Raw genomic sequence first — 20,991 nt, 5'->3', positions numbered from 1 at the left:
TTCAGCGGGTGGCCTGCGTGTGCACCCACGCGCGCAGGGCCTCGGGCTCCGTGGGCAGATCATCCGGCCACACCCGCACGGTGCCGTCCAGGCCCGCAGAGAGCACCTGCCGTCCATCTGCCGAGAAGGCCACCCAGATCACAGGGCCTTGATGGCCTTGCAGGGCCCGGCTCTCGTTGCTGGCCGGATCCCAGATGCGGACCGTCCCATCGGAGCTGGCGGTGGCCAGGCGCCGCCCGTCCGGCGAGAAGGCTATGTCCAGCACGGGCCCGAGGTGGCCGAGCAGATTCGCACCATTCTGGTTCGTCCTCAGCTCGGAGCGCAGCACCAGCGAACCTCCCAGGCTCCCGATGAAGAGCTCCTGTGCATCCGGAGAGAAGCGGATCGCGATGATGCCCGTGCCGCCCAGGTCCCACTTGTGGCCCTGGCCCGAGCTCACGGACTGCACCCAGGTGGTGTGATCCGAACTCCCAGAGGCCAGCTGGCTGCCATCCGGCGAGAAGTACACGTCCACCACCTCGCCCTGGTGGGTGTACATGTGGCTCGCCTTGCCGCTCGCCAGCTCCCAGCGCCACACCTCTCCATCCTGACTCCCCCAGGCCAGCTGGCCGTTGTCCGCTGAGAAGGCCAGCGCGCGGATGCCCTTGGCGCGCCGGGCCAGGACGCTCCCCTTTCCCGAGGCCGTGTTCCACAGCCACACCTCTCCCTGCTCCAGGCCCGCGGCCACCCACGCGCGATCCGCCGAGAGCGACAGCACGTCGATGCGGCCCGTGGGGCCCTTCAGCTCCTGGAGCCGCCGGCCCTGATCATCCCAGAGCGCCACCGTGCCATCCTGCCCGGCGGTGGCCAGCCGGCTGCCGTCCGGAAGGATGAAGGCCGCCGTCATCTCGCCTGGGTGGGCCTTCACCGTCACCCCGGGAGTGCCGTCCAGGCTGGAGAGCCGCACCATGCCGTCCTGCTTGCCCGCGGAGAGCACGTGGCGCCCATCCGGCGTGAAGGCCACGGCCGAGATCACGCTCCGCAGGAGCTCCCGAATCTCCCAGCTCGTGAGGTGGCGCCAGTCCAGGGAGACGGCCTCGGGGGGGAGCGCTCCCTCATGGCTCGTCACGGTGAGCGAGGAGCGGTCCTCGAGCGCGTGGATCCGGATCGTCCCGTCATGGCTCGCGGCGCCCAGCCACTGGCTGTCCGGCGAGAAGTCCACCGCGCTGACGGTGGACGTGGCCCCCGGCAGCACGCGGAGCCGGCCCGTGGCGACTTCCCACACCCGGGCCTTGGTGTCCTTGCCACCGGCCGCGAGCCACCGGCCGTCCCGGGAGAAGCGGAGCGTGAACTTCCAGCTCTCGGCGCTCGGGAAGGAGCGCGGCGCACCGCCCTCCTTCAGGTCCCAGAGCAGGATGGGCTCGGCGCCGGACTGGGCCGCCAGGTAGCGCCCATCCGGCGAGAGGGCGAGGGCGCTCACGGAGGTGTGTCCGCTCTCCAGCGTGCGCATGCGCGCCGTGGGGGACTCCCAGAGCAGGATCTGCCCGTTGTCGGTGGCGGACGCGAAGGCCCCGGTCCCAGCGGCGACGGCCAGCATGGTGAGGATGTGCGAGTGGGCGAGCAGGAGCTGGCTCGAGCCGGTCTCCACATCCCAGAGCCGAAGGGTTCGATCCTTGATCCCCATGGACACCAGATGCTTTCCATCCGGCATCAGCCGGAAGTCCGCCACGCCGCCCGCGTGGGTGCCCACGAGGAAGCTGGCACCGGAGGCCACGTCCCAGCGCAGGATCTGCTCGTCGTAGCCGGCCGTGAGGAGGTAGCGCTCATCGGGAGTGAAGCTCTCCAGGAACACCGGCAGGGTGTGGCCCTTGAGCGCTCGCGAGGTGCCCGTGGCCGTCTCCCACAGCTTCACCAGGCCCTCCTTGCCGCTGGAGGCCAGGTAGCGCCCATCCGGGGAGAAGGATGCGGTCCACGCCTCGTCCGAGTAGGTCTCGATGACGCGGCCCTGACCGGAGCGCGCGTCCCACAGGCGGACCGTTCGGTCGTCACTGGCGGTGACCACCGCGCGGCCGTCCGGAGAGAACCTGAGGTGGTTGATGGCGTTGGTGTGTCCCCGCATGCGCGTGGGCAGGCCTTGCGCCAGGGCATCCGCCGCCAGGATGCGCGCCCGGTCCCAGTCCTTGAAGGTGGGCGAGAGGGAGTCGAGCTGGCTGATGACATTGTCCGGAGACTCCCTGGCCGAGTGGCGCGCTTCCAGCAGGGTCAGCGCGTCGGCGCGCTGGGTCGCCTCGGCCTGACGCTGCTGGGCGAGCGCCCGCTCCAGCTCGGCGCGGTCTCGCTCCTGGATGATGTCATGGTGATCCACGGCCCCCTTGCCGGCCAGGGCCGCCAGCAGCACCGTGCCCACCACGAAGGCCACGCGGTGCTGGCGCACCACGCGCAGCAGCCGCTCCCAGAGCGTGTAGCGGTGGGCCTGCACGTACTGGCCCGTCTGGAAGCGGCGCAGGTCCTCGGCCAGCTCGCGGGCGCTGGGGTAGCGCCGGGAGGGCTCGCGCGCCATGGCTCGGGAGACGATGTCCAGCAACTCCTCGGTCAGCCGGGGCTGGAGGCGGGCCAGCGGCGTGGGCTCCTCCGCGAGCACCTGATGGAGCACCTCTTGCGAGGAGGTGCCGGTGTACGGCGCCCGGCCCGACAGCAGGTGATAGAGGATGGCGCCCAGGGCGTAGACGTCCGCGCGCTCGTCCACGGGCTGGCCCGCGGCCTGCTCCGGAGGCATGTACGCCGGCGTGCCCATCACCGTGCCGAGCTGGGTGCGCTCGGGCTCGGGGGAGCCTCCGCGGCTGGGGGCCTCGTGGGCGGGTGCCTCCGGCGCGTCGAGCTCCTTGGCCAGCCCCCAGTCGATGACGACTGTCTCACCGAACTCGCCCACCAGGACGTTGGAGGGCTTGAGATCTCGATGGATGACGCGCTGGCTGTGGGCATAAGCCATGGCCTCGGCCACGGCGAGCACGTGAGGCAGCGCGGCCAGGCGCTCATCCAGCGTGCTCATGGACTCGATGTGGCGAGCCAGCGAGTGGCCGGAGACGAGCTTCATCGCATAGAAGGGCTCGCCCCCTGGCCAGCGGCCGGCCTCGTACACGGGGACGATGGCGGGGTGCTGAAGGCGCGCGGTGATGCGAGCCTCGCGCAGGAAGCGTTCCTGGGTGGAGGAGCCGTCAGAGATGGGCTCCTTGAGGGCCACCATGCGCTCGAGGTGGAGATCCTGGGCGCGGAGGATGCGGCCGTGGCCACCCTCGGCGACGACGCCATCGAGCAGGTAGCGCTCGCGCGCCACCAGGGGCAGGTTCCAGCCGCGGAGCGCCGGATCCACGCCGCCCTGGGAAGGAGTCTTCTGGCTGGGGTGGAGCGTGGAGGCCAGCTCGTCCGAGGCGGGTATGGCCGGGCTCGGGACGCGGTGGACGGTGGAAGCCTCCGCGTCGGAGAGGGGCACGGAGGACGGGGCGGACTCTTTCATGACGGGGGCCTCGGGAGCCGCACCAGCGTAGCTCGACTGGCCTTCGGCGCGGTGATGGCGCGTAAGAACGCTGTTCCAGCAGTTGGATGCGCCCGCTCGGGGCGGGGCCAGGGAGGAGCGCTCGGCTACTCGCCTGCGGTGAGAACCTCCGGGGAGTGCCTTCCAGGCGCCGCGGCCCCATCTTCCGGGAGAGCCCTCTATGGAACAGATCCGCCCCGAGCTCCAAGACGACTTCCTGCTCCTGGTGAACGTGCTTCCTCCCGCCTTGCAGGCCGCGGTGCGCGCACTGCCGCCGGGCGAGGTGCTGGAGGTGGTGATGGACCTGGGGCGCCCTCCCGAGGCCCGGCTCAGCCAGGGCTCGCAGCGGCTGCGCGAGGAGCCCGTGGCCCAGGGCGATCTGGAGCACGTGCTCTCCCAGGTGGGGCCTCCGGGAGAGGACAACCGCGCGGGCATCGAGCGCACGCTCCACCGTGTCTCGGCCATCCGCAACCGGAAGGGGCGCGTGGTGGGGCTCACGCTGCGCGTGGGGCGCGCGGTGTTCGGCACCATCGACATGCTGAAGGATCTCATCGGCAGCGGGCGCAACCTGCTGCTGCTGGGCCGGCCCGGCGTGGGCAAGACGACGAAGCTGCGCGAGGTGGCGCGCGTGCTCGCGGACGACTTGCGCAAGCGGGTGATGGTGGTGGACACCTCCAACGAGATCGGCGGCGATGGAGACATCCCCCACCCTGGCATCGGCGGCGCGCGCCGCATGCAGGTGTCCCGGCCGGACCGGCAGCATGACGTGATGATCGAGGCGGTGGAGAACCACATGCCCGAGGCCATCATCGTCGACGAGATTGGCACCTCGGCCGAGGCGGCGGCGGCGCGCACCATCGCCGAGCGCGGTGTGCAGCTCGTGGCGACGGCGCACGGCAACACGCTGGAGAACCTGGTGCTCAACCCCACGCTCTCGGATCTGGTGGGTGGGGTGCACACGGTGACGCTGAGCGACGAGGAGGCCCGCCGGCGCAACACACAGAAGACGGTCAGCGAGCGCAAGGCCCCGCCCACCTTCGACATCGTGGTGGAGATGGTGGGGCGGGACGAGGTGCTGGTGCACCTCGACACGGCGGAGGCGGTGGACCGGCTGCTGGCGGGCCGGGAGGTGGGCGGCGAGCGGCGGCGGCTGGACGGGGGAGAAGTCAAGGTGGAGGCGGTGGCCGAGTCCGTGGCGCCCCGGCCCGCGCAGAAGAGCAAGGCGGCTCCCGCGGCGCCCGCGCCGAACGCGGGGCCCACGCGCTTGTACGCGCACGCGGTGAGCCGGGATCTGCTGGACCGCGTGCTGCGCGAGCTCCGGGTGGACGCGCGCGTGGTGGGCCGGCTGGAGTCGGCGGACCTCATCCTCACGCTGCGCTCCCGGGCGAATGATCCGAAGATGCGGCGCACGGTGGAGCGCACGGGCGCGCGGGTGGAGGTGGTGAAGCGCAACAGCTCGGCGGAGCTCCGGCGGGTGCTGCGCTCGGCCTTCATGCTGGTGGAGGGCGTGGACGAGGACCTGGTGCGCGAGGCTGTCGCCGAGGCCGAGCACGCCATCCAGCGCGTGCTGAGCGAAGGGGTGGCCGTGCCGCTGGCGCCGCGTCCGCCACGGCTGCGCAAGCTGCAGCATCGGCTCGTGAGCCGCTACCACCTGGAGACAGTGAGCCAGGGCAGCGAGCCGGTGCGGCATCTCACCATCTACCCGCTGGGAGCCGAGGTGGAGGCCGCCCTCCACGAGAGTGAGGCCGAGGGCAACGCCTGAGCGCCGCGTGGGCCCGCGCCAAGGGCGCTGCTGGCGGAACTCCGCTGAAGCTCGGGTGGCTGCGCCGCATGGGACGGGGAGCGTCCTTGTGACTTGCCCCCATCCGTGGATACCGTCCATCGGCGATGGAGCGTGGCTGGGAACGACGATGGGTGTGGGTGGTGGCGCTCGTGGCGGTGGCGGCTGGGGTGCTGCGCCTGCTTCCGCTCCTGAGGCCGGGCGGCGCCTTCGCCTATCCCGTCGACTATGACGAGGGCGTCTACTTCTCCGCCGCGTCGCTCTTCTTCCGGGGGCACTGGCCGTACCGGGACTTCGTCTTCGTCCACCCCCCCGGCTCCATATGGCTCTGGGGGCCGGCGGCCCTGTATGGCTCGTGGACGAGCGTCGACAGCGGCTTTGCCCTGGCCCGGTGGATGGCCACGGTCTGCGGCGCGCTCAGCGTGCTGCTGGCGGGCCGGGTCGCCATGCGCGTGTGGGGCCCGGTGGCGGGCATCGTGGCGGCGCTCGTCTACGCCACCTATCCGGAGGCCGTCCTCGTCGAGCGAGGCCCCTTCCTGGAGCCCCTGCTCAACCTCGCGTGTCTGGCCGCGGCGAATGCCTGGCTCGCGGAGCCGCGTGCGGGACGGGAGGAGCCGAAGTGGCTCCTGGCGGGGGTGTTCTTCGGGCTGGCCATCTCGGTGAAGGTGCTGGGGGGAATCTGGCTGGTCGCCGCGCTGCTGGCGCGCACGCCGTGGCCTGACTGGAGGGCTCACCTGGGCCTCGTGCTCACGGTGGCGGGGACGCTGGCGCTGCTCGTGGGGCCCTTCGCCCTGCAGGCGCCTTCGGAGTTCTTCTCCCAGGTCTTCCTCTTCCATGCGATGCGCCCCGCGGATGGCGACCTGAGCCAGTTGGGCCGGCTGCATGAGCTCTTCCATGAGCGCCGGATGGTGGGCATGGGGCTGTCGTTGCTGGGGCTCATCCTGGTGGCGGTGCGCGCGTTCCGGACCGCCGAGCCGACCCGGCCCGGCGAGCGGCTGCTGGCCGTGGCGTACATCCTGACGATCACCGCGTTCCTCAGCACCCCGAGCTACTGGAGCCAATACAACACCTACCTGGCCGCCTCGGAGTCGATCCTCGCGGGGATGGGAGCCGCGGCCCTCTACCAGTGGGTCGAGTCCTGGCTTCCGAGCCTGGCATCGTTCGTGGCCGTGCTGCTGGCCGTCGCCGTGGTGCTGCCCACGGTGGAGTATCTGCGGGGAGGGCTGCGCCTGAAGGCGCCCGAGCAGGTGGCGATGGGGCGCTACATCCGAGAGGCTGTCCCCCGGAGCAAGCAGCTCTTCGCGTTCGAGCCACATCTGGGGCTCGCCGCGGGGCGCCTGCCACCCGTCATCCCGGGCGCGCCGCTGGTGGTGGATCCCTACGCGGTGATGGTGCGGGAAGGGCTGATGTCGGGCGCGGCCTTCACCCAGACGCAGGAGGTCTTCCGCACGGAGGCTTCGCAGAAGACCCTCCGCGAGCTGCTGGCCAAGTGCGACTTCGTGGTGGTGGGGTGGCGCGGGGAGATGCAGCTCTCCGATGAGAGCAAGCAGTGGCTCCACGCGCACTTCGTCCGGCGCTACCCGGCGGTGGGAGAGGTGGGGCCAGATCTCTGGGAGCAGGTCTCGCACTGAGAGGATCCGAGGCATGAGCCCGAGGCGCAGGCCATGATGGATCGCGAGTGCGTGGAGCTGCTGCAGTGGGCCGCAGCTCGCCTGCGCCTGCGGTGGGAGGGTTTTCGCCGGGTGCGCGGGCAGGTGTGCAAGCGCATCGGTCGCCGTGTGAAGGCGCTCGGGCTGGAGGGCGCCGCGGCCTACCGCGCACGCCTGGAGGCGGATGAGGCCGAGTGGGCGGTGCTCGACTCGCTCTGCCGCGTCACCATCTCCCGCTTCTATCGGGACCGGCACGTCTTCGATGTGCTGCGGGAGGGCCTCCTGCCCGCGCTCCTGCGCGACGCGCGGGCCCGGGGTGAGACCGTGTTCCGTGTCTGGAGCGCCGGGTGTGCCTCGGGCGAGGAGCCCTACACCGTGGCGGTGCTCTTCCGGCTTGGGCTCGCGCCGGCCTTTCCTGGAATGGGGCTGGAGTTGCTGGCCACCGACGCGGATGAAGCCTTGCTCAACCGGGCTCGCCGGGGCTGCTACCCGCCGGGAACCCTGCGCGAGCTCCCACCGGAGTGGGCCTCGCGAGCCTTCACCCTCACGGCGGAGGGAGAGCAGTGCCTGGCGCCCGAGCTCCGAGAGGACCTCACCTTTCGTTGCCAGGATCTGCGCGCGGAGCTGCCTCCCGGCCCGTTCCACCTCGTGCTCTGCCGCAACGTGGCCTTCACGTACTTCGCCCGGCCGCTCCAGCACGAGGTGCTCACGCGCCTCAAGGAGCGGCTCGTCCCCGGCGGGCTGCTCGTCATCGGCGCACACGAGTCCCTGCCCGAAGGCCCCACCGGACTCGAACAGCCCGCCGGAGCCCTGCCCATCTTCCGCGCTCCGGCAGGCTGAGATTGGTTACCTTGATATGAGAATCCTTTCCTTCCTGGTGAGCATCGGCTGTGTCGCTCTGCTGAGCGGTTGTGCGCGTTTGGGATACTACAAGATCAACAGGGCGGAGCGAGCACCGCCCGCGGAGGCCGAGAAGGTCGTATTTCCGAACTCATACGAGAGTGGCATCCACCTGGATGGTCCCACGATGGCGGCTCTCGAGGTGGCCAGGAATGAGTTCATGCCGCCGGGCGTCACGGCGACGGCTCGTGACGAGAAACTGGCGCGCTGTCTCGCACGACGGGATACGTATGACGTCACGGTGTTGAAGGCCAATGATGATCTCTATTTTGTCAGCTTCCTTCCCAGGTTTTCCAGATGTGGCATTGAACTTGAGGCTCCCATCATGGATGCGGGAGCCACCTATGCGATCGACGGGCGTGGTCAGATTCTCAGCGAGTTATGAACGCGGACGATCGAGACGAGGCCGGATCGAGGGCACGACGACGCCGCGCTCGGGCCAAACCTGTCATGTTGTCAGACAGGTTCGGCGAGGGCGCTGCCGACACGGACCGCCGTCAGCAGTTTAAGTCGCCCGGCGACAGCCTCAGAGGTTGTACGCCTGCTGCCCTTCCTGCTAGGTTGGGTGGGCGATGCGCGACTTCCTGCCATGCCGGTCAGTTCTGCTTGCCGTTCTCGTGTCCTCGGCGGTCCTGGCCAGTGACTCCCATGAGAAGATCGTCATCCGAAACGAGATGATCTCGGACCATCCCGGCATCTCTACGAGCAGCGTCTACGTGTCCGGGCAGATCGCGACCGTCCTCCGCTTCGAGAAGGGCGTTGACCCGACGCAGACGAAGCTCCTGGGATGGGAGGGGCGGTTCGAGCCCCTGGTTGTGGGGAGCAAGGTGGTGGTCATCGTGCCGATCCGGGATCTCAACCGCGATGAGGCGGTTCCCCTGCTCGTTACGCTCGTAGACGGGACCGAGATCCCGTTCATCGTGAAGCCGCAGAGCTTGGAGAAATGGGGATGGACCGACCATCAGGTCAACGTCTTCAAGGACCGTGAGGGCTACAACGCGGTGCTCTCGTCCCTGAACGACTCGCTGAAGCGGGAACGCGAGTTGCGCGAGGAGAACGAGAGGCTCAAGCAGGAAGAGACCTCGGTCGATCACGCCTTGGCGACGCTGCTTGCCAAGGGCCAAGAGAAGAAGACGCCGTTTCACAGCGACAAAGTGGCGTTCCTGAAGGACTCGGACATGGACATCGTGGTCGAGACCTTCTCGGGGCCAGGGAAGGCAGCGGTCGTGGTCCGCTTGAAAAACATCTTCAGCGACGAACCCTGGCGGTTCAGGGATGCTCGGCTGATCGCTGACCTTCACTCCTCCAATTCTCTGCCCTTCGCGCTCCGCATGGACCGCGCTGAGATCGTCCCCGGTCAATCAGGGACGATTGCGGTCGTGATGGACCAGAGTGCCTTTGAATCAAAGGAGGGCCTTCGGGACTTGGCCCTGGAGATCTTCCGGCAAGACGGGTTGCGGCAGGTGGTGGTGAACGTGGATCACAGGCTTGTTCGGAAGTAAGAGTGCGGCTCATGTCCACCGCTCAAGCGCTTCTCGTCGGGTTTGTGATCCTACTCTGTACGTCGTCCGGCTGCACCACGACCAGCGGTGGCGTAGCGTTGCGACCAGACGGTTCCCCAGGTCCTCAAGAATGCTCGAAGGAGGCGAAGCTGGCCATGCGGGCGATGGGACTGGAGGTGGGAGATACATCGTTGGTGGAACTCGACGCGAACCAGATCAATTCGAGTCCCATCACGGTCTATGATGGGCCGATTGAGAGCGTCCTCTGGAAGGACTTTGGCACACTCGAAGCCACCACTCGCCTCTACGGTCAGGTCTGGACGAGTGGTCCACAGGTCGTCATCCGGTACTATGAGGCCGACCCTCCCGGCAGAGAGAAGCTACCGATCTGCGCGGTGGCCCGCTTGAGTGAGAACCAACTCCGCAAGCTTCCGGGATCAAAGCCTGGGATGGCGATCCTCCAGTTCTCCGGCTCAGGAGTCACCATCGTTGACTCGTTCCGGTGAGCCCCCCTTCCCGGCCATCCCATGCCGTGGTGCTTCACCTGAATGATGCGGTGCGTTGGTGTTTCACCTCTTGTACGACTCGTGACAAATCCGTTACACGAGGAGTCCCGCACTTTCTCGAAAGCCGAGAGAGCGCCTGGGCCGGGAGGTCTCGTCGTATGCGGAAGATTCTGGGAGCAGTGGCGGCAGTGGTGTTGTTCGCGTGTGGAAACCCCAGCGGCACGTCCGCCGAGCCGGGTGCCACGCAGCCCACGGAGGGGCTGTCGCTCGCGGTGGAGCAGGGCGTGACGCAAGGCACCTTCGTCACCGGGCAGAGCCAGGGCAGCGCCGAGGTGAAGTTCTCCTCGCGCCAGGTGGAGCAGGGCGTGTTCCGCGTCGAGGTCCGGTTCAACGGGATGACGCTCACGGGCCTGGTGGACGCGGACAACGGCGTGTCCACGCTGGATGGCTTCGCCGAGGCGAACGGCCAGGACACGCAGATGACGGACCCGGACCGCGAGGTGGTGTCCGCGCTCTACGCGGCGCTCAACGCGGAGCTGCCCTTCAGTGATTCGGCCACGCCCGAGTCGAAGTACCTGCGGCGCGCGGTGGGCCTGTGGGCCGAGCACCCCGATACCGTGCAGATGCAGCGCACGGTGATGGGCGAGCAGGGCCGCGGCTACACCATGCTGTGCAGCTACGCCAAGTGCAACGGCGCGTGGACGGGCAGCTGTGGCGGCTCCTACAATTGGTACTCGTACGCCAAGCACGACTGCCAGCACGGCGGCTTTGAGCTCGCGGTCAACCAGCAGATCGCCCAGCTCGGCGACCACACCTCGTGCAGCGGGGACGAGTACTACATGAACGGCAGCACGTGGGTGTGCGGCGAGCCGGACCACTGGAGCCGCCCCAAGGTGATGGGCATCTGCTGGGGCCGCTGCGGCAGCGGCTGCGGCGGTGACACCCAGTACACGCTGGACGCCACCAACCACGACGGCTGCGTGCGCAACGGCCACGCGCTGGCCAGCGCCTACTGCGACGACCAGTTCACCGCCGCCAGCGACGACGAGCTGCTCGCTCCCAACTGCTACTGAGGGACATGGCTCGCTCTGCACGGCTTGGGAGCGCGGTGAGGGCAGCGAGGGCCTGCGGTCTGCTGTGGGCGCTCGCCGCGCTTGCCTGCTCCTCCCCCGAGGCGAAGAAGAAGGAGGCCGCGCAGGAGTCCGTGCGCGCCTTCTTTACCGAGCTGCCCGCGGGGGATTGCAAGACGCTCGGGCCGATGCTGGCCACGGGTGGGAGCGCCAAGCCGTGCGAGGACACGGTGCGCGAGCTGCTGGAGCATGGAATGCAGCTCGTGGACATCGTGGACGCGAAGGTGGACGGGAGAGATCCCGAGGCGGTGCTCGTCCACGCGAAGCTGGCCCGGGATGGCGTCGTCCGGGACGCCCCGGTCATCCTGCGCGTCGAGCACCAGAACGGTGGCTGGAAGCTCCGGCTGTGAGTCTGGAGTAGGCTCTCGGGCGTTCCCCATGAAAGTCTCGAACCGTCTCGTTCTGCCGCTCGCGGGTGCCGTGGTGCTCGCCGTGGCCGTGCTCGGAGTGATGTTCTGGCCCGCGCCGTCCGCTCCGCCGGCACCGCCAGCGCCTGTGCCCACCCTGGCTCCCGTGGCCACGGCGACGCCCGAGCCTCGCAGGCCCGGAGCTCCCGCGCGACAGCCCGTGCCGGGCCCCCCTGCTCCGGTGGCCGCCGCGTCCACGCCCGAGCAGCCTGGGCGGGCCACGGTCGTGCCCATCGGCCCTGGGGATGTGGTGCCCGAGCCGGAGGTGTCCAACCCGTCGCCGCAGGTGAATGATCCGATCCTGCCGGAGAAGCCCCAGACGGCGCGGTGGAAGCTGGGCAAGACGGAGCGCATCACCACGCTGCTGACGCGGGACGTGGAGCGGTTGGAGCAGGACCGGGATGCGGCGAAGGCGCATGGAGACGAGGCCGAGCGCCAGCGCCTGGACACGCTCATCCACCGCCACCAGGAGCGGCTGAAGAGCCTCCATGAGGAGCTCCAGAAGCTCTCGGATCAGGCCAAGAGCGAGCCGCCCGAGCAATGACGGTGCGTCTGCTCGCGCTCTCGCGTCGCGGCGTGGTGGGCGGGTGGCTGCTGGCGCTGGGCGCCGCGGGGTGTACGCCCACGGAGGAAGGCCCGGCCCCCGTCACGGTGACGCAGCGGGTGGTGAACGGCACGGACGCGCCGGCAGACGCGGCGGCGGTGGCGCTCGTGGCGCGGCGGACGCGCTGCTCGGGAGAGTCGCTGACGCTGCTGTGCTCCGGGGTGCTCATCGCGCCGGACGTGGTGCTCACGGCGGCCCACTGCCTGAACGTCTTCGGTCCCGAGGGGCCGTATGAAGTCTTCTTCGGCGCGGTGCTCCTGCCCGAACCCCAGGGCCGCTTCGTCCGGGTGGCTCGTGCGGTGCGTCACCCGGACTACGTGCCCGAGACCCATGCCTTCGACGCGGCGCTGCTGAGGCTCGCGACGCCCGTGGAGGTGCCCCCGCTCCCGCTGCCCGGATCCGCGAGCCTCGCGCTCGCCCCTGGGAGCACCGTCCGGGTTCTCGGCTTTGGAGACACGAAGGACCCCAGCGCTCCCTCGGGCCGACGCCGCCAGGGAATGCTCTCCGTCCTCGAGGTGGCCGAGAATTTCTTCCGCGCGGGTCCCTCACCCGGGATGAGCTGCGTGGGAGATAGCGGTGGGCCGGTGCTGGTGAATGACGGCACGCGCGAGGTGCTCGCCGGCATCACCGTGAGCGGGGACGTGGCCTGCCGCACGGTGGCCGTCAACGTGCGCGTGGAGGCGCTGCGAGACACCTTCCTCCAGCCATTCCTCTCCGAGTCTCCCGCGCCCACTGGACCCACCCTGGCGCCCGAGGACCTCTGCCAGGAGACGTGCGAGCGGGATGCGGACTGTCCCTCGGGGCTGACGTGTGACGCCGTGGAGGGCGCACCCAAGCGATGTCTCCTCCCAGCGCTGCAACAGGGAGACTACGGCGCGCCCTGCGCGGACGACGCCTCGTGCGGTGCCGGGGGACTGTGCGCGCGGCTCGAGCCCGAGGGTGATGAAGCGTGCCGCTGCTTCAGGCCCTGTGACAGCGCGCCTCCCTCGAACGCGGGAGGCTGCGCGAGCGCCCCGGGAGCAGCCCTCTTCGGACTGCTCGCGTGGGTGCCGCGGATGACACGGCTCCGCCGCCGCCGGTGAGCTACCGCGGGTTCTTGCGCTTCTGACGGGTGAGCACCTTGCCCGCCTTGAGCGGCGTCACATCGCCCCGGCCCGTGGTCCTCTTGCGAGTCCCTTCCTTGCGGTAGCCCGCGGCGGCCTCCGCCGGAATCGTCTTGCGGCGCGAGGTGCTGCTGCCCGTCTCGGGCAGGGGCAGCTTGCGGCTCTTGGCGGTGAGCCCGCGTCCGGGTGGCTTGCGAGGGCTGACGTTGCGGTCAGCGAACCCCACCTCGCCCTCGTCGCGGCCGCCCTGCTTCTTGGCCCTGTGCGTGCTCATGCCCTCGGCCGCGTGAACATCCGAGGCCTTGAGCGCCATCGTCGTGCCCTTCTTCTTGGCCGCCTTCGCGCGAAACGCTGGTGTCTTCTCTGGCATGGAACCTCCCAGTGACTCAGGTAGGGATGGCTCGCAGGAGGTGCCAGGGGGCAGCGGACCGAGCAGGCCCCGGAGTCCATGTCTGGTGCCAACTGCCCTCGGGGCGCCGGCTCGCCCCGAGCGTTGACAGATTGACCGCGCCTCCGTTCCCAGGGTGACACGAAGTCACGTCCGCGGCGCCACGGTGGACCTTCTCCCAGCGCACGACGCTGGCGGTGGGCTGGAGCTTCTGAGCGGCTCAGCCCACGCGGGCCCGAGGCCGGCGGACTCGCGTGACACCGCAGGACTTCGCGTGACGGGCGAGCGCCTCATCCAGCGCCGCGTCGTCCAGCTTCACGCCCTTCTCGCGCCACAGCGTGTCCACGCGCAGCACGTCCTCCTCGACGCGCGCCTCCAGCCGGCCCACCAGCTCGCCCCGGTGCAACAGCGGACACACGTACCAGCCCCACCGGCGCTGGTCCGCGGGCTTGTAGACCTCCCACGCGTACTCGAAGCCGAAGGCCAGCTTTACCAGCCCTCGGTCCCAGAGCAGCGGATCCAGCGGACCGAGGATGCGCATGCGCTCGTCCGGCGCGGTGAGGGGACGCTCACGGAAGCCCGCGGGAGCCAGGTAGCGCCGAGGCGAGCCGGGCAGCATCACCTCTTCCAACAGCCCCTCGCGCACCAGCGAGTCGGGCAACTCCGTGGTGCGCACGTCCGAGAGGATGGACCAGTGCGGGCCGGCCGCGCGCGAGAGCAGCCCCGCGGCCTCCACTCGCTCCAGCAGCGCCCAGCGAGCGAAGGTGTCCGGTCCGCCCGTCACGGGCTCGCGAGCCACCTCCGGCAGCGCGCGGTGGGGCACGTCGTAGCGTTTGCCTCCCGGGCCGCGGCCGCAGATGACCACCTGACAGCGGGTCCACAGCACCTCGAGCGCCATGGAGGTGGCCTTGCCCGTGCCCTTCCACCCGGACCAGTCCAGGGGCTCCACCGCGCCGTGGTCGGTCAGCTCCGCGGCGGAGATGGGGCCTCGCGCGGCCACCTCCTCCAGCACGGCCTCGAGCACCCGCGGGGGCAGGCGATCCAGGCGCGTGCCCAGGCGCCACCACGGCGTCTCCCACATGCGCTCGCGGTAGTAGGGGAAGGCGGACGCGGGGAGGAGGCAGCGCTCCTTGGCCCAGTGCTCGAAGGCGTGGCCGGGCATCAGGTGCCGGTACACGTCTCCTCGCGCGAGCCCATCCACGCGAGCCAGCGTCACCAAGTCCGCGTTGGTGCCGATGACATCCAGCGGATCCAACTGGATGCAGCGCAGGGCCTTGAGCAGCGCGCGAGCGCCCTTGGCGCCGGAAGGAAGGCGGGTGGAGGCCAGGCCCAGGTGACTGACGAGCCAACTCCGCGCCACGTCAGGAGTCAGCGTCTGGGCAGGAGGGAGCGAGGAGCGAGGCATGCTCGGGGCGCACCATACGCCAGGGCCCGCCGGAAACAGCACGCCCCGCGAGGGTGGGCCGGCAAGTCCACCCCTTGTTTGTGTCTGGCCCCGAACTTGCTCCAATCCCGAGGCACGGGCTCCGAGGCTACAAGCCCGTGGACACCTTCAACCCTGGACCGTGCGGTGTGGCTGGCTGACCACGGCGTGCGGCCCTGACACCGCGACTTCGCCATGCGCCACAGCTCTCTCCGCTTCCTCCACCGCCACGGCCTGCTGCCCGCGCTGCTGAGCACCGCCGTGTGCGTGGGCATGCTCAAGGCCCGCTTCGAGTGGCTCCAGCGCCCCGGTTTCCTCTGGCTGCTGTGGAACCTCTTCCTCGCGTGGGTGCCCTACGGCCTGGCGCTGGTGGCGGGCTTCCTCCATGAGCGGGGCGCCCGGTGGTGGGCACTGGCGCCGCTGGCCGTGGCGTGGCTGCTCGCCTTCCCCAACGCGCCCTACCTGCTGACGGACTTCATCCACCTGCGCATCCGGCCGGGGATTCCGTGGTGGTTCGACGTGGCGCTGCTGGGGCTCTTCGCCGCCACGGGGTGGATGCTGGGGCTGCTCTCGCTGGAGGTGTGGAAGCGGCTCCTGGAGGAGCGCGTGGGGCGCACGGCCGCCTGGGCCGGCGTGGCGCTGGTGTCCGTGCTGAGCGGCTACGGCATCTACCTGGGCCGGGTGGAGCGCTGGAACAGCTGGGATGTGCTGACGGAACCTCGGCCCCTGCTCTCGGCCATCGGCGCGCACCTGCACGAGCCCTGGGAGAAGCCGGAGCTGCTCGGCATCACCGCGCTCTTCACCGTGCTGGTGCTGCTCTCGTACTACGCCTTCGAGCACCTGCGCCGCTGGCGCCGCTCGGAGGATGCACAGGCCTGAGGCCGGGGCCATGGGCCGCGGGCTTGCACCGCGGACACATGGCACACCGGCCTCGAGCGCTGGGGGACAGCAACCTCAACCACCATGAAGGGGCAGCCGCTTGGCGGGCCCGCCCGCGCGCTTCACGCGCATCTGGCTGGGCGCCTTCTTGCGGCCCGCGAGCGACGTCTTACGCCGGTGGCTCTTGGGCTCGTGGATCTCCGCGGCAGGGCCCAGGGTGACCCGGTCGAGCGCCTTCGCTCTGCGCAGCGCGGCGGCCTCGTCACGAGGCAGCGTCTTGCGACCATTGCTGGCCTGTTGACTGGGCTGCGCCGCGTGCACATCCACGCGTCGCTTGTTCTTGATGCCTACCAGTTTCGTCCGAACGGCCATGGTGGCCCTCCTTGGATTAGAGGTAGGGACGACGCCACGGCTTTTCCAACCCCCTGCGGGGAACGAGACGAGGGGACTTATATGCGCCCGTGGTGGGCAGCCGGGAGAGCGATCTAGCGCTCTCGCTTGCCACCCTTGTCGCGGGGCCGGGCGCGCAGCGTCTCGGGCGGGAACAGCCAGCCATCCGCCGAGTCCTCAGCGCCGTGAGCAGGGGTGGGCTCGGGGGCGGCGCCGGTGGACCACTTGAGCGGAGCGGCGGGGCTGGCGGACGGCAGGTTCAAGGCCCGGCAGTCGCGGCACCAGGACTGGGGGCGGCGCTCGCCGCGGATGATGCGGTAGCCGAAGTCCTTGGCGGTGGGGCCGATGTGATCACACCGGGGGCAGCGGCTCAGCGAGGTGACGCCGTGCTCCTTGGCCTTCTGGCGTCCGTGCTCCACCACGAGCGCCAGCGCCTTGGCGAAGCCCAGCGGCCGGTCGGAGGCGACATGGAACTTCCGAGCGCGCTTGCGCTTGCCGTGGCCTCCCAGGACGGGGACCAGATCGGTTCCGCCCAGCAGGTTGCGCTGCTCGAGGACTTGCGTCGCGCTCTCGGTATTCGATCGGCTCACGGGACAACTCATACTGGGGACGTCTGACATCGCCTCGACATGCCGGCCGGATCAGCCCTGGCTCGGCAGCTTGCTCTCCCGCTGGAGACACCCATAAAGCCAGTGTTTCCAGGTAGTTATTGTGGTGTGTGGATGTGCGCATCCTTGGATTGACAGAGCCGAGGAGGATGGGAGCAGGCCGGCGGGAGGTGGGATCAGACGGGCGAAGGGGGCGAGGGCGACGTGGCCCGTTCGCGGGGTGGGCATTCGCGCGGGGCGCCGCGCGCCATGCGCAGCTTGAGGGAGAGGAGGAGGCGCAGATGACACGTCCTACGAACGAGCAGGAGCTGATGCAGCGCCGCGTGCAGCGGCACGAGTCCCATGTGGGTTCGACCTACGCCGCGTTCATCCGGCATCTGTGCGAGGTGGGCTCGCTGGAACCAGAGGTCGCCGAGTGCGCGGCGATCTCGGTCTTGAGTGCCCTGGAGCGGCGGATCCTCCCGGAGGAGGCAAGGGACTTGGAGGCGCAGCTCCCGCGCAAGCTGGTGGAGTTCCTGCCGCCACCGGATCAACGGCCCGCGAGACCGCATCGCTTCGGGCGCGAGGAGTTCCTGCGGACGGTGGCGGAGGACCTGGGCAAGTCCGCGGACGAGGCCGAGTCCCTGGTGCGGCTGGTGTTCCGCGTGTTCCAGGATCAGATCAGCGAGGGCGAAGCGCAGGACGTGGCGAGCAACCTTCCGCCCGATCTGCGGGCCCTGTGGCGGCTGGAGCACTAGCAAGAGGAGCGGGCTGACGACGTGACACGTCAGCGAGCGTCAGCCCTACCCGCTAGGGTCCTCTCCATCCAGAGAACGGTGAGGGATGGGGAGGGGACCATGCTGCGGTATGCGCGGACGGTCATTGGATATCACGGCTGCGACGAGTCCACGGCAGCGCGGTTATTGCGAGGCGAGCCGTTCAGGCCCAGCACCAACGCGTATGATTGGCTGGGCTCGGGCATCTACTTCTGGGAGTACGGACCGGACCGCGCCTTGAAGTTCGCGGAGGAGCAGCGCAGGCGGGGCAAGGTGAAGCGGCCCGCGGTGGTGGGAGCCATCCTCCAGCTCGGCCGCTGCTTCGACCTGCTGGACACCCGGTGGACGACAGAGCTGGAACAGGCCTACCGCGCATTCGCCGACAACATGCGAGCGATGAAGCTGGACCTGCCGGTGAATCGTGGGAGGACCGCGGATCGGGAGCTGCGTTACCTTGATAATGCGGTGTTGAACTGGTTTCTGCCCTGGATGAGGAGCCGAGGAACTGCATTCGACAGTGTTCGTTGCGCCTTCGTGGAGGGGGAGCCGATCTACGAAGGCTCAGGCATTCATGCGAAGAGCCATATCCAAATCACTATTCTCGACCCTACGTGTATCGTCGGTGTGTTTCTCCCTACCCAACAGGTTGGCGCGATACTACAATTCCACGATGCAATACGCGCTTCCGATCTCGATCGAGGGCAAGGAGGACTCATTCCATGAGCACGCGGCGGTCTCATCAGTCAGGACGTGGCCGAAAGCGACGGGAGAAGCGAGGGCTCCCCCGGCTCAAGCCACTCCCTGAGGAGAAGGTGTTCTCGCGAATGCAGAAGGAACTCAGGGCCATGACCCCAAAGCAATTCCTTCAATCCCTCGTGGACACGGGCATCTTCACGCCCAGGTATCGCCTGAGGGCACCGTATCAACGGCTCGAGAAGGAGGGCTACGTCTATGCCCCCAAGGGAATGAGGCCGGAGTGGTTGACGGAGTTGAAACAGCTCTCGCGGCAACTTCAGCGGAAGGCTCGACGTGCGCGGCACACAGCCGTGCGGCGCGCATGAGCCGCCGCTGCCCGCCTCACGGATTGGAGCCGCCGGTGGCGTCGGTGGAGGGGAACACCGGCGTGCCGCCCGGCACGTTCGGATCGTGCGGCAGGCTGCCACGGGGGCTGCGCAGGTAGACGAACGGTGTGGCGAACAGGAAGTTGGAGACGCGCGAGGTGTAGATGTCCGCGTAGCGCTCCACCTGCCGCGCCAGGTGGCTCTTGTCGTTGCCCGCTCGTGTGAGCAGGCCCCAGTGTGGGTTGGAGAGCTCGCCGGCCGCGCGCGCCATGGGGCCCAGCTCCGCGTCCAGGGCCTCCTGCTCCGTTCGCAGGGCCGCCCCCCGTGCCTGCAATTGCTCCTCCGGCACCTCCGAGCGTGGGCCGTACTGCAACCGCCTCCGTTGCAGCTCCAGGCGCACCTGACAGGACTCGGCCTCCAGCCGCTCCTTCACCACCATCCGCTCGGCCAGCCGGGCTTCGGTGGCTCGGAAGGCGGCGATGGCTCGCACCTCCTCCTCCAGCTCGCGCAGGATGAGCGCCGTGCGCCAGCGCAGCACGTTCTTCGTCACGTGCACGTCGCCGAACATGTGGTCGCCCACGTAGAGGATCTCATCCCCGCTCATGCCCAGGTGACGCTCCAGCTCCAGCGCGCTGCCTCCGAAGTACGGTGTGCCCGTCTTGAGCGGCCCCGAGTGCGGCCGCAACAGCGCCTCACCCGCCGTCTCCACCACCTCGAACAGCGGCGCGCGCGTGGTGAAGAACTCCGGCTTGCGCGCGCTGACGATCACCACGTCGAACAGCCCGCGCCACGTCATCCCCCGAGGCAGGTACGGATCAAACGCCGCGTGCATGATGGGCAGCGTGTATGTCCACTCACTGTTGGTGATGAGCAGCAGCTTCTTGCCGGCGCTGCGCTGATCCAACAGCGCCAGGGCCGTCTCCGGATCCGGCTGCAGGTAGCGCTCGGGGCTGGCGATGATCTCGGCCTTGAGCTTGCCCGCCATGTGCGTGGCATCCAGCATGCGGCGCACCGTGGCGTACAGGTCCACGTAGCCCATGGGGCCCGGCAGCTTGCCCTCGTCCAGCAGGTCCACCAGCTGCGCGTAGATGCACGCCTCCGAGAGCGAGAACAGCGTGTTGAGGAACTGCCACCGCCGCTCGGACAAGTCGATGATGGTGCGGGTGTATTCGTGGCGCTGGGCCTCGAAGTCCATGGGGCGCGTGCCGTGCAGCGCCTTCTTCACGAAGCCGAAGCGGTTGGCCTTGAGCAGGTTGCCCTTCTCGGTGTCGATGACCAGCCCGCGGATGGCCAGCAGCGGATCAAACGTGAGGTGGGCCACCGGCCAGCCCTGCGCCACCAGGCGCTCGCGGATGTGCTCGTACGCGCGGCGCTCCCACGCCTCCACCTGGTAGTGGACCAGCGTGTAGTCCATGTCGTACCCGATGGCCTTGATGGCCCGCATGTTGAGGGTGCGGTTGCAGAAGATGCCGCGCTCGGGCGGGGGCGCTGCCAGGTAGCCACTCATGGCCGCTTCCTGCCTGGAGCCTGCTCAAATGTCGAGCAACGAGACGGTCTGCCGGCCGCCAATCCACCACCACCGTTCACTCCAGGGCCCAGGCAGTGCCTCCCTGTCCGGGCTTGCGGTTAAGCTCCGTTGCCACGCGCACACTCCGGATGGCGCGGGAGCGGGCGAGGGCGGCGTGCCCCCATTTTCGAAGGAGACGAGCATGTTCGAGGTGAAGAGGCTGTGGTGGACCGGAGCCGTGGCGCTGGTGCTCGTTTCGGGCCTGGCGCGGGCCGCCGACGAGTGGGAGACGGTGGAGAGCAAGAAGGCCGTCATCAAGGTGCGCGCCCGCACGGACGGCAACGGCAAGGAGGTCTGGGCCGAGAAGGACGTGGAGGCCAACGCCGTGGACGTCCAGAACGCGCTGATGGACTCGGCCTCGTTCCGGTTCTGGATGCCGTACGTGAAGGAGTCCCGGGTGGTGTCCACCAACCCGGACGGCTCGCGCGTGGCGTACGCGAGGTTGGATCTGCCCATGGTGGATGACCGGGACTACACCATCCTGGTGACGGACGAGAAGAAGCTGGCCGAGGACGGCTCGGGCGAGTACGTGCAGCGCTGGAAGGTGGTGGAGGGTGCCCTGCCCGAGCGCAAGGACATCGTCCGGCTCAAGTACAACGAGGGCACCTGGGAGATCACCCCCAAGGGCGAGGCCGCCACGCACATCGTCTACAAGTTCGCGGTGGATCCCGGAGGCTCCATCCCGAGCTGGCTGGCGAGCTTCGGCCAGAAGGATGGTGTGCTGGACACGCTCAAGGCGGTGCAGGAGCGGGCGCAGAAGCTGGCGGAGGAGCGCAAGAAGGCCAAGCCGGCGGCTCCCAAGGCCCCCTGAACTGTCGTCCAGCGGGT

General features: G+C 69.2%; 20 protein-coding genes. 14 read left to right on the top strand and 6 right to left on the bottom strand.

What is annotated here, in order from left to right; all coding sequences use genetic code 11:
- Position 1: 1 nt before the first annotated feature.
- Positions 2-3,493, bottom strand: coding sequence for a WD40 repeat domain-containing serine/threonine protein kinase (locus ACJ8AT_RS29655; protein ID WP_407741291.1), 3,492 nt, complete (start codon positions 3,491-3,493; stop codon positions 2-4).
- Between the two features lie 199 nt (positions 3,494-3,692).
- Between ACJ8AT_RS29655 and ACJ8AT_RS29650 the strand changes: the two genes are divergently transcribed.
- From ACJ8AT_RS29650 to ACJ8AT_RS29605, 10 genes are all read left to right on the top strand, one after another.
- Positions 3,693-5,273: a R3H domain-containing nucleic acid-binding protein gene (locus ACJ8AT_RS29650; protein ID WP_407741290.1), complete on the top strand. Its 1,581-nt coding sequence runs from the start codon at positions 3,693-3,695 to the stop codon at positions 5,271-5,273.
- A 125-nt stretch (positions 5,274-5,398) separates the two neighbouring features.
- Positions 5,399-6,922, top strand: coding sequence for a glycosyltransferase family 39 protein (locus ACJ8AT_RS29645; protein ID WP_407741289.1), 1,524 nt, complete (start codon positions 5,399-5,401; stop codon positions 6,920-6,922).
- Positions 6,923-6,955: 33 nt separating this feature from the next.
- A complete protein-coding gene (locus tag ACJ8AT_RS29640; RefSeq protein WP_407741288.1) occupies positions 6,956-7,780 on the top strand; it encodes a CheR family methyltransferase in 825 nt (274 codons plus the stop codon).
- A gap of 16 nt (positions 7,781-7,796) precedes the next feature.
- Positions 7,797-8,225 carry a hypothetical protein gene (locus tag ACJ8AT_RS29635; protein WP_407741287.1) on the top strand — a complete coding sequence of 143 codons (429 nt, stop codon included), beginning with the start codon at positions 7,797-7,799 and terminating at the stop codon, positions 8,223-8,225.
- 187 nt (positions 8,226-8,412) lie between these two features.
- Positions 8,413-9,342, top strand: coding sequence for a DUF2381 family protein (locus tag ACJ8AT_RS29630; protein ID WP_407741286.1), 930 nt, complete (start codon positions 8,413-8,415; stop codon positions 9,340-9,342).
- 155 nt (positions 9,343-9,497) lie between these two features.
- Entirely contained in the window at positions 9,498-9,848 is a 351-nt protein-coding gene (locus tag ACJ8AT_RS29625; protein WP_407741285.1) for a hypothetical protein, read from the top strand.
- 158 nt (positions 9,849-10,006) lie between these two features.
- On the top strand, positions 10,007-10,921 hold the full coding sequence (locus ACJ8AT_RS29620; RefSeq protein ID WP_407741284.1) for a hypothetical protein: 915 nt from the start codon (positions 10,007-10,009) through the stop codon (positions 10,919-10,921).
- Between the two features lie 5 nt (positions 10,922-10,926).
- Positions 10,927-11,328 (top strand): hypothetical protein, encoded by a 402-nt coding sequence (locus ACJ8AT_RS29615; protein WP_407741283.1) that lies wholly within the window; start codon positions 10,927-10,929, stop codon positions 11,326-11,328.
- 28 nt (positions 11,329-11,356) lie between these two features.
- On the top strand, positions 11,357-11,929 hold the full coding sequence (locus ACJ8AT_RS29610) for a hypothetical protein (RefSeq protein WP_407741282.1): 573 nt from the start codon (positions 11,357-11,359) through the stop codon (positions 11,927-11,929).
- Entirely contained in the window at positions 11,926-13,071 is a 1,146-nt protein-coding gene (locus ACJ8AT_RS29605; RefSeq protein ID WP_407741281.1) for a S1 family peptidase, read from the top strand. Before ACJ8AT_RS29610 ends, ACJ8AT_RS29605 begins: the two co-directional genes overlap by 4 nt.
- A gap of 1 nt (position 13,072) precedes the next feature.
- On the opposite strand, the gene ACJ8AT_RS29600 is transcribed toward ACJ8AT_RS29605, so the two are convergent.
- Together ACJ8AT_RS29600 and ACJ8AT_RS29595 are read right to left on the bottom strand one after the other, a co-directional pair.
- Complete coding sequence (locus tag ACJ8AT_RS29600; protein ID WP_407741280.1) at positions 13,073-13,462, bottom strand: hypothetical protein; 390 nt, start codon at positions 13,460-13,462, stop codon at positions 13,073-13,075.
- 238 nt (positions 13,463-13,700) lie between these two features.
- Complete coding sequence (locus tag ACJ8AT_RS29595) at positions 13,701-14,885, bottom strand: DNA glycosylase AlkZ-like family protein (protein WP_407741279.1); 1,185 nt, start codon at positions 14,883-14,885, stop codon at positions 13,701-13,703.
- A 213-nt stretch (positions 14,886-15,098) separates the two neighbouring features.
- Here ACJ8AT_RS29595 and ACJ8AT_RS29590 point away from each other — a divergent pair, with 213 nt between their 5' ends.
- Complete coding sequence (locus ACJ8AT_RS29590) at positions 15,099-15,782, top strand: DUF1361 domain-containing protein (protein ID WP_407741278.1); 684 nt, start codon at positions 15,099-15,101, stop codon at positions 15,780-15,782.
- A gap of 75 nt (positions 15,783-15,857) precedes the next feature.
- Here ACJ8AT_RS29590 and ACJ8AT_RS29585 read toward each other — a convergent pair whose 3' ends face one another.
- The gene (locus ACJ8AT_RS29585; protein WP_407741277.1) at positions 15,858-16,154 is read right to left on the bottom strand and encodes a hypothetical protein; all 297 of its coding nucleotides are present in this window, start codon (positions 16,152-16,154) and stop codon (positions 15,858-15,860) included.
- Between the two features lie 113 nt (positions 16,155-16,267).
- A complete protein-coding gene (locus ACJ8AT_RS29580; protein ID WP_407741276.1) occupies positions 16,268-16,792 on the bottom strand; it encodes a hypothetical protein in 525 nt (174 codons plus the stop codon).
- Between the two features lie 269 nt (positions 16,793-17,061).
- Between ACJ8AT_RS29580 and ACJ8AT_RS29575 the strand changes: the two genes are divergently transcribed.
- Both ACJ8AT_RS29575 and ACJ8AT_RS29570 read left to right on the top strand, forming a co-directional pair.
- Positions 17,062-17,517: a DUF2267 domain-containing protein gene (locus ACJ8AT_RS29575; protein WP_407741275.1), complete on the top strand. Its 456-nt coding sequence runs from the start codon at positions 17,062-17,064 to the stop codon at positions 17,515-17,517.
- A gap of 99 nt (positions 17,518-17,616) precedes the next feature.
- A complete protein-coding gene (locus tag ACJ8AT_RS29570; RefSeq protein ID WP_407741274.1) occupies positions 17,617-18,258 on the top strand; it encodes a hypothetical protein in 642 nt (213 codons plus the stop codon).
- Positions 18,259-18,612: 354 nt separating this feature from the next.
- On the opposite strand, the gene ACJ8AT_RS29565 is transcribed toward ACJ8AT_RS29570, so the two are convergent.
- On the bottom strand, positions 18,613-20,103 hold the full coding sequence (locus ACJ8AT_RS29565) for an HAD-IG family 5'-nucleotidase (protein WP_407741273.1): 1,491 nt from the start codon (positions 20,101-20,103) through the stop codon (positions 18,613-18,615).
- A 202-nt stretch (positions 20,104-20,305) separates the two neighbouring features.
- Between ACJ8AT_RS29565 and ACJ8AT_RS29560 the strand changes: the two genes are divergently transcribed.
- Positions 20,306-20,974 (top strand): START domain-containing protein, encoded by a 669-nt coding sequence (locus ACJ8AT_RS29560; protein ID WP_407741272.1) that lies wholly within the window; start codon positions 20,306-20,308, stop codon positions 20,972-20,974.
- Positions 20,975-20,991 lie beyond the last annotated feature (17 nt).

This window comes from Hyalangium sp. (assembly GCF_045802625.1).
GTDB lineage: Bacteria > Myxococcota > Myxococcia > Myxococcales > Myxococcaceae > Hyalangium.
The sequence above is the reverse complement of the archived record's forward strand: the minus strand, read 5'-3'. Positions and strand labels throughout refer to the sequence as shown.

What these genes read in the sequence shown, in the direction of transcription:
- ACJ8AT_RS29635 (WP_407741287.1), top strand. Translation starts at nt 7,797, where the DNA reads ATGAGAATCCTTTCCTTCCTGGTGAGCATCGGCTGTGTCGCTCTGCTG.
- ACJ8AT_RS29655 (WP_407741291.1), bottom strand. Translation starts at nt 3,493, where the DNA reads ATGAAAGAGTCCGCCCCGTCCTCCGTGCCCCTCTCCGACGCGGAGGCT.
- ACJ8AT_RS29580 (WP_407741276.1), bottom strand. Translation starts at nt 16,792, where the DNA reads ATGTCAGACGTCCCCAGTATGAGTTGTCCCGTGAGCCGATCGAATACC.
- ACJ8AT_RS29610 (WP_407741282.1), top strand. Translation starts at nt 11,357, where the DNA reads ATGAAAGTCTCGAACCGTCTCGTTCTGCCGCTCGCGGGTGCCGTGGTG.
- ACJ8AT_RS29565 (WP_407741273.1), bottom strand. Translation starts at nt 20,103, where the DNA reads ATGAGTGGCTACCTGGCAGCGCCCCCGCCCGAGCGCGGCATCTTCTGC.
- ACJ8AT_RS29605 (WP_407741281.1), top strand. Translation starts at nt 11,926, where the DNA reads ATGACGGTGCGTCTGCTCGCGCTCTCGCGTCGCGGCGTGGTGGGCGGG.
- ACJ8AT_RS29560 (WP_407741272.1), top strand. Translation starts at nt 20,306, where the DNA reads ATGTTCGAGGTGAAGAGGCTGTGGTGGACCGGAGCCGTGGCGCTGGTG.
- ACJ8AT_RS29620 (WP_407741284.1), top strand. Translation starts at nt 10,007, where the DNA reads ATGCGGAAGATTCTGGGAGCAGTGGCGGCAGTGGTGTTGTTCGCGTGT.
- ACJ8AT_RS29650 (WP_407741290.1), top strand. Translation starts at nt 3,693, where the DNA reads ATGGAACAGATCCGCCCCGAGCTCCAAGACGACTTCCTGCTCCTGGTG.
- ACJ8AT_RS29585 (WP_407741277.1), bottom strand. Translation starts at nt 16,154, where the DNA reads ATGGCCGTTCGGACGAAACTGGTAGGCATCAAGAACAAGCGACGCGTG.
- ACJ8AT_RS29590 (WP_407741278.1), top strand. Translation starts at nt 15,099, where the DNA reads ATGCGCCACAGCTCTCTCCGCTTCCTCCACCGCCACGGCCTGCTGCCC.
- ACJ8AT_RS29630 (WP_407741286.1), top strand. Translation starts at nt 8,413, where the DNA reads ATGCGCGACTTCCTGCCATGCCGGTCAGTTCTGCTTGCCGTTCTCGTG.
- ACJ8AT_RS29640 (WP_407741288.1), top strand. Translation starts at nt 6,956, where the DNA reads ATGATGGATCGCGAGTGCGTGGAGCTGCTGCAGTGGGCCGCAGCTCGC.
- ACJ8AT_RS29625 (WP_407741285.1), top strand. Translation starts at nt 9,498, where the DNA reads ATGCGGGCGATGGGACTGGAGGTGGGAGATACATCGTTGGTGGAACTC.
- ACJ8AT_RS29595 (WP_407741279.1), bottom strand. Translation starts at nt 14,885, where the DNA reads ATGCCTCGCTCCTCGCTCCCTCCTGCCCAGACGCTGACTCCTGACGTG.
- ACJ8AT_RS29645 (WP_407741289.1), top strand. Translation starts at nt 5,399, where the DNA reads ATGGAGCGTGGCTGGGAACGACGATGGGTGTGGGTGGTGGCGCTCGTG.
- ACJ8AT_RS29575 (WP_407741275.1), top strand. Translation starts at nt 17,062, where the DNA reads ATGACACGTCCTACGAACGAGCAGGAGCTGATGCAGCGCCGCGTGCAG.
- ACJ8AT_RS29615 (WP_407741283.1), top strand. Translation starts at nt 10,927, where the DNA reads ATGGCTCGCTCTGCACGGCTTGGGAGCGCGGTGAGGGCAGCGAGGGCC.
- ACJ8AT_RS29600 (WP_407741280.1), bottom strand. Translation starts at nt 13,462, where the DNA reads ATGCCAGAGAAGACACCAGCGTTTCGCGCGAAGGCGGCCAAGAAGAAG.
- ACJ8AT_RS29570 (WP_407741274.1), top strand. Translation starts at nt 17,617, where the DNA reads ATGCTGCGGTATGCGCGGACGGTCATTGGATATCACGGCTGCGACGAG.